This is a genomic window from Arhodomonas aquaeolei DSM 8974 (genome assembly GCF_000374645.1).
In the GTDB taxonomy this organism is placed as follows: domain Bacteria; phylum Pseudomonadota; class Gammaproteobacteria; order Nitrococcales; family Nitrococcaceae; genus Arhodomonas; species Arhodomonas aquaeolei.
This window is the reverse complement of record NZ_KB894809.1, coordinates 24929-36195: the sequence shown is the minus strand read 5'-3', so window position 1 is coordinate 36195 and position 11267 is coordinate 24929. Positions and strand designations below refer to the sequence as shown.

Annotated in this window: 11 protein-coding genes; 10 read left to right on the top strand and 1 reads right to left on the bottom strand. The window is 69.1% G+C overall.

What is annotated here, in order from left to right; translation table 11 throughout:
• Nucleotides 1–330 precede the first annotated feature (330 nt).
• The 8 genes from dnaQ (at nt 331) to C516_RS0110920 (ending at nt 7276) form a co-directional block, all read left to right on the top strand.
• Nucleotides 331–1074, top strand: a complete 744-nt coding sequence (dnaQ, locus tag C516_RS0110955) for a DNA polymerase III subunit epsilon (protein ID WP_018718434.1) — start codon at nt 331–333, stop codon at nt 1072–1074.
• Nucleotides 1071–1802: an HAD family hydrolase gene (locus C516_RS0110950; protein WP_018718433.1), complete on the top strand. Its 732-nt coding sequence runs from the start codon at nt 1071–1073 to the stop codon at nt 1800–1802. The genes dnaQ and C516_RS0110950 overlap by 4 nt, the downstream gene beginning before the upstream one ends.
• A gap of 9 nt (nt 1803–1811) precedes the next feature.
• A complete protein-coding gene (locus C516_RS0110945; protein WP_018718432.1) occupies nt 1812–2810 on the top strand; it encodes a YbgA family protein in 999 nt (332 codons plus the stop codon).
• 12 nt (nt 2811–2822) lie between these two features.
• Nucleotides 2823–3593, top strand: coding sequence for a competence/damage-inducible protein A (locus tag C516_RS0110940; protein WP_018718431.1), 771 nt, complete (start codon nt 2823–2825; stop codon nt 3591–3593).
• Nucleotides 3594–4432: 839 nt separating this feature from the next.
• Nucleotides 4433–5461, top strand: coding sequence for an ABC transporter substrate-binding protein (locus C516_RS0110935; RefSeq protein ID WP_018718430.1), 1029 nt, complete (start codon nt 4433–4435; stop codon nt 5459–5461).
• 5 nt (nt 5462–5466) lie between these two features.
• Nucleotides 5467–6219, top strand: a complete 753-nt coding sequence (locus C516_RS0110930; RefSeq protein WP_018718429.1) for an ABC transporter permease — start codon at nt 5467–5469, stop codon at nt 6217–6219.
• Nucleotides 6216–6977: an ABC transporter ATP-binding protein gene (locus tag C516_RS0110925; RefSeq protein ID WP_018718428.1), complete on the top strand. Its 762-nt coding sequence runs from the start codon at nt 6216–6218 to the stop codon at nt 6975–6977. Before C516_RS0110930 ends, C516_RS0110925 begins: the two co-directional genes overlap by 4 nt.
• Nucleotides 6974–7276: a hypothetical protein gene (locus tag C516_RS0110920; RefSeq protein ID WP_018718427.1), complete on the top strand. Its 303-nt coding sequence runs from the start codon at nt 6974–6976 to the stop codon at nt 7274–7276. Before C516_RS0110925 ends, C516_RS0110920 begins: the two co-directional genes overlap by 4 nt.
• Before the next feature lie 666 nt (nt 7277–7942).
• On the opposite strand, the gene C516_RS0110915 is transcribed toward C516_RS0110920, so the two are convergent.
• Nucleotides 7943–8836 carry a DUF4351 domain-containing protein gene (locus C516_RS0110915; RefSeq protein ID WP_018718426.1) on the bottom strand — a complete coding sequence of 298 codons (894 nt, stop codon included), beginning with the start codon at nt 8834–8836 and terminating at the stop codon, nt 7943–7945.
• Between the two features lie 601 nt (nt 8837–9437).
• Here C516_RS0110915 and C516_RS0110910 point away from each other — a divergent pair.
• Nucleotides 9438–9803, top strand: coding sequence for a MarR family EPS-associated transcriptional regulator (locus C516_RS0110910; RefSeq protein WP_018718425.1), 366 nt, complete (start codon nt 9438–9440; stop codon nt 9801–9803).
• 471 nt (nt 9804–10274) lie between these two features.
• Nucleotides 10275–11261 carry an NAD-dependent epimerase/dehydratase family protein gene (locus C516_RS0110905; RefSeq protein WP_018718424.1) on the top strand — a complete coding sequence of 329 codons (987 nt, stop codon included), beginning with the start codon at nt 10275–10277 and terminating at the stop codon, nt 11259–11261.
• The last annotated feature ends 6 nt before the right edge of the window (nt 11262–11267 follow it).

The following is an 11267-nucleotide window of genomic DNA, read 5'->3' as shown; positions in this document are numbered from 1 at the left end:
CGTCGCACACGGCCTTCGGCCGTGCACGACCTACCCGTTCCGGGAGGCCGTAGCTGGGCTGTAGGTCGGCTGCTCGAAGGCAGTCGACGTTGCTCGCGGCGGGTGCGGGCCGTGTGTGTTGGCTGCCAGGAGCAGCCAACCTACAGAAACTCCGGGCCCCTCGCCCTTTACGGGAGAGGGGTTGGGGAGAGGGAGCGGCAATCGCCGGGCGGACCGGGGTCGGACGCTGCCTGGAGGTCCGGTCACGGTGTGGGGCAGCCCGGCCGGGCGCGGTAAGATTAATCTGTGGCGCGCCCCGCCGCGCCGGACGTTGGAGATACCGAGGGATTCATGCGCCAGATCATCCTCGACACCGAGACCACCGGTCTGGAGACGGCCGAGGGCCATCGCATCATCGAGATCGGCTGCTACGAGCTGAACTACCGCCGGCCCACCGGCCGGACCTTTCACTACTACCTCAACCCGGATCGTGAGGTGGACGCCGGTGCGCAGGAAGTGCACGGCATCACCAACGAGTTCCTCGCGGACAAACCGCGCTTCGAGGACGTCGCGCAGGCGTTCATCGAGTTCATCCGGGACTCGCAGCTCGTCATCCACAACGCGCCGTTCGACGTGGGCTTCATCGACTACGAGCTCTCCCGGCTCGGCGAGGCGTGGGGCCGAACGGCGGACTATGCCGATGTGCTGGACACCCTGGTGATGGCGCGGGACATGCACCCGGGCCAGCGCAACTCCCTGGACGCCCTGTGCAAGCGCTACGACATCGACAACAGCGGCCGCGAGCTCCACGGGGCGCTGCTCGACGCGCAGATCCTCGCCGAGGTCTACCTCGCCATGACCGGCGGTCAGACGGCGCTGTCGCTGGCCCGCCAGGGCAGTGAGGGCGAGGGCGGCGAGGATTATGAGCGGATCCGCCGCCTGCCTGCGGATCGGCCCCGGCTCGCTGTCGTCCAGCCCGACGCGGACGAGCTGGCCCGCCACGAGGCGTGGCTGGAGCGCCTGGACGGCGCCGCGGGTGGCGAGTGCCTGTGGCGGCACATGGAGGCCGAACCGGTGGCGGAGGAGGGTGAATGAGCCTGCAACTCGCCGCGCCGGTCACCGCGGTCACCTTCGACCTCGACTACACCCTCTGGGACCTCGCCGGGGTGATCGAGCACGCCGAGGAGGTCGCGTATGCCTACCTGGATGCCAACTACCCGGCGGTGACCGCCGCGCTCTCGCCGGAGGCCGTCCTCGCGCTGCGCAGCGAGGTCGTGGCGGACCGCCCGGAGATCGCCCACGACGTCTCCGCGATGCGCCGGGAGGCATTCCGGCGTGCCGGGACACGGGCTGGGTACAGTGCCGCGGAGGTGGAGACGCTGGTGGAGGACACCTTCCACGTGTTCGTCGATGCCCGCCACGACATAGTGCTCTTTGACGACGCAGTCCCGGTGCTGGAGTGGCTGCGTGCCCGCGGTGTGCGCCTGGGTGCGCTCACCAACGGCAACGCGGACATCCGCCGCCTGCGCATGGACGGTTATTTCGACTTCGCCCTGGCGGCGGTGGACGTCGGCGCGGCCAAGCCCTCGCACCTGGTCTTCGAGGCCGCGCGGGGCCACGCCGGCGTGTCCATGGGCGAGATCGTGCACGTGGGTGACGATCCGCACAGCGATGTCATTGGTGCGGCGGCGGCGGGCATGCAGCCCGTCTGGCTTAATCGCGACGGCGGGGCGTGGCCGGCGGAGGCGCCGGCGCAGCCGCCGTGCGTCGAGATGGATTCCCTGTGGGCGCTGAGGGACGCCCTCGCGCCGCTGATCGAGTGAGGCGCAGTGATGAGCACGGCCAGCACTGCCCAGGCGACCAGCACCTCGCCCCCGGATACCGAGGCCGCCCCGATCCGGGTCGGCGTGAGCGCCTGCCTGCTCGGTGAGCAGGTGCGCTTCGACTCCGGGCACAAGCGCGACCGCTTCGTCGCCGACGTCCTCGCGGACTACTTCGAGCTCATCCCGGTCTGCCCGGAGGTGGCCATCGGGCTGGGAACCCCGCGGCCGCCGATCCGCCTCGTGGGGGATCCCGACTCGCCCCGGGCCGTGGGCACGCGGGATGCCGGCAAGGACGTCACGACCGACCTCGCCGACTACGGCCGCACCATGGCGCGGCGGCTCGAGGGCATCAGCGGCTACATCCTCAAGAGCAAGTCGCCGAGCTGTGGCATGGAGCGGGTCAAGGTCTACACCGATACCGGCCATCCCGCCGGCAGCGGCACCGGCATCTACGCCGCCGAGATCATGCGTGCCAACCCCATGCTCCCGGTGGAGGAGGAGGGCCGGCTCAATGACCCGGTACTGCGCGAGAACTTCATCGGCCGGCTGTACGCCTATCACCGCTGGCAGTGCCTGATGGCGGAGGGCATTACCCCCGAGGCGCTGGTGGACTTCCACACCCGTCACAAGCTCATCCTCATGTCCCACAGCCCCGAGCGCCTGCGCGAGCTCGGGCGGCTCGTGGCGCGGGCGGGCAGCGAACCGGTGGAGCCGCTGGCCGAGGCCTACGGCGAGGCGTTCATGGCGACGCTGCGCCATCGTGCCACGCGCCGCCGGCACACCAACGTGCTCCAGCACCTCATGGGCTACCTCAAGGGCCACCTCGATGGCGACGACAAGGCCGAGCTGCTGGAGCTGATCGAGGACTACCGCATCGGCCGGGTGCCGCTGATCGTGCCCGTCACCCTGATCAAGCACCACTTCCGCCGGCATCCGGAGCCGTACATCGACCGCCAGCTCTACCTGCACTGGCAGCCTGCCGGGCTGTCGCTGTGGAATCACATCTGAGGGACAGCGCCCATGAGTGCACGCCGTTTCGGACTCATCGTCATCGGTGACGAACTGCTCTCCGGCAAGCGCCGCGACAAGCACTTCCCCAAGCTCGTGGAGCTGCTCGGCGCGCGCGGCCTGGAGCTGGAGTGGGTGCGCTTCATCAGTGACGACGCCGCGCTCATCGAGCAGACGCTGCGAGAGACGCTGGCGGGCGGCGACATCGTGTTCAGCTGCGGCGGCATCGGCGCCACCCCGGACGACCGCACCCGCGCCTGCGCCGCGGCGGCCCTGGGTGTGCCCCTGGAGCGCCACCCCGACGGCGTCGCCGAGCTGGAGGCGCGCTTCGGCGGGCCCGTCACCCCGGATCAGCGCCTGCGCCTGGTGGAGTTCCCGCAGGGCGCGGCCATCATCCCGAACCCGGTGAACCGCGTGCCGGGGTTCTCCATCCGTGAGCACTACTTCGTGCCCGGCTTCCCCAACATGGCTTGGCCCATGATCGAGTGGGTGCTGGACCACCACTACGCCCACCTCCACGCGCCTGGCAGCCGCACCGAGCAGGCCATCAGCGTGGACGGCGCCCGGGAGAGCGACGTCATCCCGCTCATGGAGCGCTTCGTCAGCGCCCACCCCGACCTCAAGCTCTCCTGCCTGCCCAGCACCGAGCCTCAGGGGTACCGCCTGGAGCTCGGCCTGCGCGGGCCCACCGAGGCCGTCACCCCCGGGATGGAAGAGCTACGCGCCGAGGTCGAACGCCTCGGCTTCCCGTGGACGCCGGTGGAGATCGTCCCGGAGCAGTAGGCCGTGTGCGACGTTCCCGGGGGGCGGTCCGGGATGCCGCACGCCCGGGGGCGTGACCGGCGTCCAACGAAACCCCCTCCGTTTCTGCTCCGGGGGTGCCCGATGGCCGGATCCATGCGCGGTGGCGGGCACGGGACGTCGGCTGCCAGGAGCCGCCGACCTATGGGAGTTGCGGGGTTACCGGGTTTGCTGGCGGGAACCCTTTGCGGAACGCCCGTGGGGTAGACCGGTGTTGTAGGTTGGCAGCTCCTGGCAGCCAACATCCCGCGCCTGCGGTGCCGGCAGCGTCGACTGCCTTGAGCGGCCGACCTGATAACCCCGATGTGCACGCGTTCTCCCAGCGCCTGCGCAGGTGAGGCAACGCCGGCACGGCCGCCCTGGGGCGGCCATGCGCGAGCCCGCCTCCATCTGCTTCGGCGTCATCAGGGACCAGACACCCTATATCCCGCAAATCGCTTGATCCGCGAGACGGTATCTACGGCTCCCTCGGTGACGTTTGGTCAACGGCTCTCGTCTGTTTACGGCTGCAGGCCGTGTGCGGCATCCCGGGGGCGGCCGGACCTCGCACGCTGTCGTGCCGCCTCCGGTAGGTCGGCTGCTCCTGGGAGCCGACATTCCCCGCTCCAATGCATCGGCATGGCGATGTCGGCTGCCAGGAGCAGCCGACCTACACGTACCGCTCCTGGCAGCCGGCAGCTCCCCCGATGCCCGCCGCGACGTGCCGTGTGCCTTCTTCCAGGCAGGAACATCGTAATAACCAAGCGTTTCAAAACGCGTATTAAGTTATAAGAAATAAATCGTTAGACTGGCACGTTATAACCCATTCCCGGAGGCATTCGATGTCACGTGCCCGTCTGCTTGCCGTGCTGATTGCCGGTCTGCTGAGTCTCGGCAGCGCTGCCCAGGCCCAGGACACCACGCGCCTGGAGGTCGGCTACATGCCGATCCTGCCCGTGGCGCAGCTGTTCGTGATGGAAGGGGCGGGCTGGACCGACGATGCCGGGCTCGACCTGGAGCTGACCCGCTTCTCCAGCGGTCCGGCCATGGTCCAGGCGCTGGCCTCCGGCGAGCTGGACGTCATGTACTTCGGCATCGGGCCGGCCATGGTCTCGCGCGCCAACGGCGTGCCGATCAAGGTGCTGGCCGCGAGTATCCGCGAGCAGATCGGCCTGGTGGCCCGTGGTGAGTTCGCCTCGCTGTTCGAGGCCAATGACCCGGCGGAGGCCATCGCCCGCTTTACCGAGACCCAGGGCCGCAAGCCGAAGATCGCGACGTTTCCCCAGGGCTCTGTCCCAGACACCGTGCTGCGCTACTGGCTGACGGAGCGGCTCGGCGTCGGCGTGGACGCGGTGAACATCGTGGCCATGGGCGCGGACCGGGTGCAGCAGGCGCTGCTGGCCGGTGCCGTGGACGCGGCCTCGATTCTCGAGCCGATCCTGACCACCGTGCAGGAGCGCGCCGACGGTGCCCGGGTCGTGGCCCGGGCCGACGAGATGTTGCCCGGCCAGCCCGGGGCCGTGCTCGCCGTCCGCGAGGAGACGCTGAAGGCGCACCCCGAGGCGGTGCGCGAGCTCATGGCGTTGCACCTGCGTGCGACACGCATGCTCGAGGAGGACACGGAACAGGCCGCGCCCTATGTCCGCGAGTTCGTCGGCCGCCGGCTCATCAGTCTGGACACGGTGGAGAAGGCGCTCGCCTCGCCGTCGTCGAACTACCTCGCCGACCCGCACGCCATCCGCGAGGGCACCCGGCGCATGCGTGACTTCCAGATGGAACAGGGCAGCCTGCGCAAGCCCGTGGACCTGGATGCGCTCTTCGACACCAGCGTGTACGACACGGTCAGCGCGCAGTCGGCCGGCGAGGAATGACCACGTTGTCCCGCCCGCGACGCGTTCTCTATAGCGCCCTCGGGGTGGGCGTGTTCCTGGTGCTGTGGGAGCTGACGCTGCGCAGCGGGCTGCTGCCCGGCACCCTCGTGCCGCTGCCCTCGGCGATCCCCGGTGTGCTGTGGCTCGAGCTCTCCGACGGCATCTGGTTCGAGGTCGTGGGCTCCAGCCTCGCGCACTACAGCGTGGGCCTGCTGGTGGGGTCCGTACTGGGCATCCTCGTGGGCGTGTCGGCGGCGCTGCTGCCGCGCTTCGATGCCGCCCACGCGTGGCTGGCGCGGCTGCTGCGCCCGATTCCGCCGCTGGCCTGGATCCCCTTCGCCATCATCTGGTTCGGCGTCACCCCGACGGCGGCGGCGTTCATCATCAGTATCGGGGTCTTCTGGATCAACTACTTCGCCAGCTACAGCGCCGTGCGTTCCGTCGACCCCGGCTATGACGAGGTCGCGCGGGCGTTCGGGCAGCACGGCTTCCTGCCCCGGCTCGCCAAGGTCAACCTGCCCGCGGCCTCGCCCGGCATTCTCGGTGGCCTGCGTGCCGGCCTGGGCCAGGGCTGGATGACGGTGGTGGCCGCCGAGCTGTTCGGCATCCCGGGCATCGGCCAGAGGATGATGGAGGCCTCCAGCCTGCTGGCGACGGATATCGTGGTGGTCTACATGCTCACCATCGCCGCCCTCTACGCGCTGCTCGATTTCGTGTTCATGCTGTTCCAGCGCCGGATGCTGAGGTGGCAGCCATGAGCGCGGTGAGGAGCGAGAGCACGCCCGTACTCAACGCACGGAACCTGAGTCTGGGGTTCGGTCGCACCACCGTGCTCACCGACGTGGACCTCACCCTCCACCCCCAGGAGTTCACGGCGGTGGTCGGCACCTCCGGGGTAGGCAAGTCGACCCTGCTGCGCGCCCTCACCGGGCTGATCGCCCCCCACGACGGCGAGGTGACCATCCCCGCGCGTCGTGCGGACGCTTCCCGCGCGTGGTCGATGGTCTTCCAGGCGCCGCGGCTCTTCCCCTGGCGGCGCGTGCGCGCCAACGTCGAGCTGGGACTGGAAGGGCTCGGGCTCTCCCGGGCGGAGCGCCGGCGCCGCGCCATGGAGCCGCTGGCCCTGGTGGGGCTGGAGGAGTACGCCGGGCGGTGGCCGCACACGCTCTCCGGCGGCCAGCAGCAGCGCGTGGGCATCGCCCGGGCCCTCGCGGTCCGGCCGCAGGTGCTGTTCATGGACGAGCCCTTCTCGGCCCTGGACGCGATCACCCGGCGGCGCCTGCAGCAGGAGCTCGTCGAGCTGCGCCGGCGCACCGAGGCCGCCATCGTCTTCGTCACGCACGATATAGAAGAGGCGGTGTCACTGGCGGACCGCGTGATGGTGCTGGGTGGCCAGGACACCGGGCATCCCGCCGGGGTGATCGATACCGTGGAGGTGGGTCTGCCCCTGGATGGCCGTCGTGACCACCCGGCGTTCTCCGCTCTGGTGCAACGTGTCGAGGAGATGATCGCATGAGTGCCCCCCTGCGCGTGCTGCTGCACGCCCCCACACCCGAGGCACTGGCACGGGCCCGGCGCAATGCCGCCAACCTGCTCAGCGCACGCCCGGGCGCCGAGGTACGCATCATCGCCAACGGCGCCGCCGTGGCCGCGGCCCTGGCGACCCCGGATGCGACGGATAACCACCTGCGCCTGTGCCGCAACTCCCTGGTGGCCCAGGGGCTGGAAAACACCGCCGGCGTGGCAGAGGTCGACGCCGCCGTGGTCATCCTGGCGGAGCTCCAGGCCGAGGGCTGGGCGTACATCCGGGCCTGATCCCGCGCCGGGCGAGGGCAGTCAACCCGCCCACCGTCGCCGACCTCCGGCCGGTAGGTCGTGCACGGCCAAAGGCCGTGTGCGACATTCCCCGCCACCGCCCGAGACGTCGCGCGCCTGACCTGTGCCGGACGATACCCCATCTTCCGTAGGTCTATGTCGCACGCCTTCGGCGCACGACCTACGGGTGCTGCGCCTGGCAGCCGACTGCGGCCGTATACAGACGAGAGCCGTTGACCAAGCGTCACCGAGGCAGCGGTAGGTCGGCTGCTCGAAGGCAGCCGACGTTGCTCGCGGTGGGCGCCGGGTTGGGGTGTTGGCTGCCAGGAGCAGCCAACCTACCGGAACTGTTGGGACGTCGCACACGGCCTTTGGCCGTGCAGGACCTACCCGTTCCGGGAGGCCGTAGCTGGGCTGTAGGTCGGCTGCTCGAAGGCAGCCGACGTTGCTCGCGGTGGGTGCCGGGCGTGGGTGTTGGCTGCCAGGAGCAGCCAACCTACCGGAACTGTTGGGACGTCGCACACGGCCGGTGGCCGTGCATGATCTACGCCCGGGGCACCCCCGTGCCGGGTAGGTCGTGCGCCGCAGGCGTGCGACATCCCCTGCGGCTGACCGCGGCACCTGACAGGCCCGGCCACTCGATAGCGGCCGACCGCACCGCCACCGCTATTCCAGCACGTCCTCCGGCCGGGTGGCGGTGAGGATGCGCTCGGACCACTCCAGCAGCGTCTCGGCGTCCGCGGCCTCGATGCGCTCGCGATGCACCGGCGCCAAGGCCCCGAAGCGGCGTTCCATGAGCCGGATGAGCACCGCCGCCTCGCCCCGTTGCATCCCCTGGCGCATCCCTTGTTCCATTCCCTGCCGGGTGAACCGCTCGGCGAATGCGTTCATCACCTCTACCTCGTCGGCGTAGCGCCGTTCGAATTCCTTGCGTTCATTATCATCGAGCGCTGCATAGATGTCGATGAAATCCAGGTACTTGGCCTGCCGCTCCGGGTCGGGTTCCAGGCCGAGCAGGCCGCGCAGGGCCTGCGCGAAGACCGGCAACTTCTCGCCGGGCGGGTAGGCCATGTTGGGCAGGTTCAGCCGCGCCACCAGGTTGTCGCTGTCGAGATACCGCGCCGCCTCGAGGCGCGAGAGGTCGCAGGCGAGATAGCGGAAATGCAGGTAGCGGTGGCGATCACCGCCCAGCGACAGCGCCGCCGGCGCCGCCCCGCCGCCGCCCAGGAAGATCACCACCGGCACCACCCTCGCCGTGTCGAACAGCGCCGCCAGGTCCAGGCAATAGTGCGCAAGGCGGTGGATGCTGAACCGCCGCCCCGCGCTCTCCTCCTCGAGGGCGAACAGCACCGCCTCGCGCCGCCCATCCGGCCATTCGAGCAGCAAGGGCACGTCGAGCTCGCGGAAACGCTCGCCCAGGCGCTCCTGGAGCTGCTCCTGGCGGATCGGCACGACCCGCGCACCCTCGTCCACCGCGGCGGCCTCCTCCGCGGCGAAGAAGCGCAGCGCCTGTAGCGGGTAGTCCAGGATGAGGTTCTTGAAGTTCTGATCGTGGTTCATGGGGGGCACGTCCCTTGCCCGGGGGACCGACGTCCTGTCGGATGAGGGCTACAGCCTAGCACAGCGGGCCATCCAGGGCACCGCCGCCTCGCCGCAAGGCCGCGCAGCGGTCCCCGGGCGCGCGGTCTCATCGGCGGCTCGCGCCCGCGGCTCACCTCGCCATACGTCGGCGGCTGCCCAGCGGCCGACCTCCAGCCCAAACCGTGTTCGTAGGCGCGGCGACCGGCCGTATGCGGCGTGGCCCCACTCGCCACCACGGTATGGCCCCACGTGCCCCCGGCGAAATAGCCCGGCGGCCCGGGGCCGGCGACGCCCCTCCAACGCGCCACTGCCGGTGACGAACGCACTATTGGCCTGCGCCAAGAGTGGCCCGGCGGCCACCGCGACAGACCGGCGGCGCCCGCATCCAGCGAGCGCTTGGCACTGGCACGAGAACATGCCGGTGGGGCATCATCTCGCCCCTCCGTGCCCCACCCACCGAACGGCGTCACGGAAGGCGCCCGCCGTGGCGCACCGCGAGCGGCGTAGTCGGCCAGGCCTTGCAATCGCGGGCCACAACACGTTCAATACGTCGATCATCGTTCAGCCACTGAACACAGCCATGGCATCCGACGAGCTACGCCTGCAGGCCCTTCGCCTGCTCGAGGACAACCCCGAGCTCACCCAGCGGGAGCTCGCGAGTGCGCTCGGTGTCAGCCTCGGGCGGACGAACTACTGCCTGCGCGCGCTCATCGACCGTGGTCTGGTGAAAGCGGAGAATTTCCGGCGCAACCCGAACAAGCGCGCCTATCTCTACACGCTCACGCCCAAGGGTGCGAGCGAGAAGGCAGCGCTGGCGGTGCGCTTTCTCCGCCGCAAGGAGCGCGAGCACCGCGAGCTGCTCGCGGAGATCGAGACCCTGCGCGCCGAAGTGGCCGGACAGGGCGACGTGTCGTCCGGCGGAGACAGGGACGACAGAGGTACGTAGGTCGGCGGGCGTGTAGGTCGGCTGCTCAAGGCGGCCGACGTCTCCGGTGCGGTGCGACGTGTGATGTTGGCAGCCAGGAGCAGCCAACCTACGGCGATGGACTGGACAGCGCGACGGTGCAACGGACAATTGGCGCACGATTTCTCACCCCCTCTCCCTCGACGGGAGAGGGGCAGGGGAGAGGGACTCCCCCGCCGTAGGTCGTGCACGGCCAAAGGCCGTGTGCGACAAAGGCGGTGCCGTAAAATCAAACACCTACGTGATGGGGTCGCTGCATCCCAGGCGGTAGCGTGCCTAAAAGCGGCACATGCGCTGGTCGTAGCGACGACTGATGGAACGACTTCTTCTACAAATGACTCATCGCATAGCTCCGGCACGGCGGCTTTTACGGCACGCGCACCACGGCGCGAGAACGTGTCCATAGGCCTCGGTGTCGACCAGTCTCTATCTTCAAATCAGGATCCTCCCGATATGAATTGGCTTATTACCGGTGGTTGTGGATTTATCGGACGCGCCCTTGCGGCGACGATCCTCGCGGATAGCGGGCACTCTGTCCGTGTGCTGGACAACCTGTCCGTCGGCACCCGCGACGATCTGGCCCATGTAGCGCCCTTCGTTGAGCTGGACAGAGATGCGCAGACGGATGACTGGTCAGCGCCGCTGGCTTTACTGGAGGGCGATATTCTCGACAGGGACACGGTGTTACGCGCAGTGGCCGGCGCCGATGTCGTCGTCCACCTGGCCGCCAATACCGGGGTAGGCCCCTCCGTGGCCGACCCTGAAGCGGATTGCCGGACGAACGTCCTGGGTACCCTCAATCTGCTGCAGAGCAGTCACGCAAACGAAGTCCGACGCTTTGTCTTCGCCTCCTCCGGGGCACCGCTCGGTGTTCAGGTGCCCCCGTTGCACGAGGAGATGGCCCCCCATCCTGCGTCTCCCTATGGGGCGTCGAAGCTGGCGGGGGAGGGATACTGCTCCGCCTATTTCCACTGCTTTGGTGTCGAGACGGTGGCATTGCGCTTCGGCAATGTGTACGGCGAAGGTTCCGGGCATAAACAGTCGGTAGTCGCCAAGTTCATAAAACAAGCCATGGCGGGCGAGCGACTCGAAATCTACGGCGACGGAAAACAGACACGGGATTTCATCCACATTTCGGACCTGGTGCGTGCGATCCGGTGTGCCGCGGAGGTCCCCGGCGTCGGCGGTGAGACGTTCCAGGTCGCCACCGCGCAGGAGACCACGGTCTCGGAGATGACGGAGACCCTGATGGGCGTTATGCGCGACGAAGGCGCGACGGTCCCCGAGATATTCCACGGAGAGACCCGTACCGGCGATGTGGCCCGCAACTATTCGGATACGTCCAAGGCGCGTGAGCGCCTGGGCTGGCAGCCGGAGGTGGCGCTTTCCGAAGGATTGCGCCGGACCGTGCGTCACTTCCTGGCGAAACAGACAGACTGAGCGAAG

Coding starts and splice junctions, on each gene's coding strand:
- dnaQ (WP_018718434.1), top strand. CDS start 331: ATGCGCCAGATCATCCTCGACACCGAGACCACCGGTCTGGAGACGGCC.
- C516_RS0110950 (WP_018718433.1), top strand. CDS start 1,071: ATGAGCCTGCAACTCGCCGCGCCGGTCACCGCGGTCACCTTCGACCTC.
- C516_RS0110945 (WP_018718432.1), top strand. CDS start 1,812: ATGAGCACGGCCAGCACTGCCCAGGCGACCAGCACCTCGCCCCCGGAT.
- C516_RS0110940 (WP_018718431.1), top strand. CDS start 2,823: ATGAGTGCACGCCGTTTCGGACTCATCGTCATCGGTGACGAACTGCTC.
- C516_RS0110935 (WP_018718430.1), top strand. CDS start 4,433: ATGTCACGTGCCCGTCTGCTTGCCGTGCTGATTGCCGGTCTGCTGAGT.
- C516_RS0110925 (WP_018718428.1), top strand. CDS start 6,216: ATGAGCGCGGTGAGGAGCGAGAGCACGCCCGTACTCAACGCACGGAAC.
- C516_RS0110920 (WP_018718427.1), top strand. CDS start 6,974: ATGAGTGCCCCCCTGCGCGTGCTGCTGCACGCCCCCACACCCGAGGCA.
- C516_RS0110915 (WP_018718426.1), bottom strand. CDS start 8,836: ATGAACCACGATCAGAACTTCAAGAACCTCATCCTGGACTACCCGCTA.
- C516_RS0110910 (WP_018718425.1), top strand. CDS start 9,438: ATGGCATCCGACGAGCTACGCCTGCAGGCCCTTCGCCTGCTCGAGGAC.
- C516_RS0110905 (WP_018718424.1), top strand. CDS start 10,275: ATGAATTGGCTTATTACCGGTGGTTGTGGATTTATCGGACGCGCCCTT.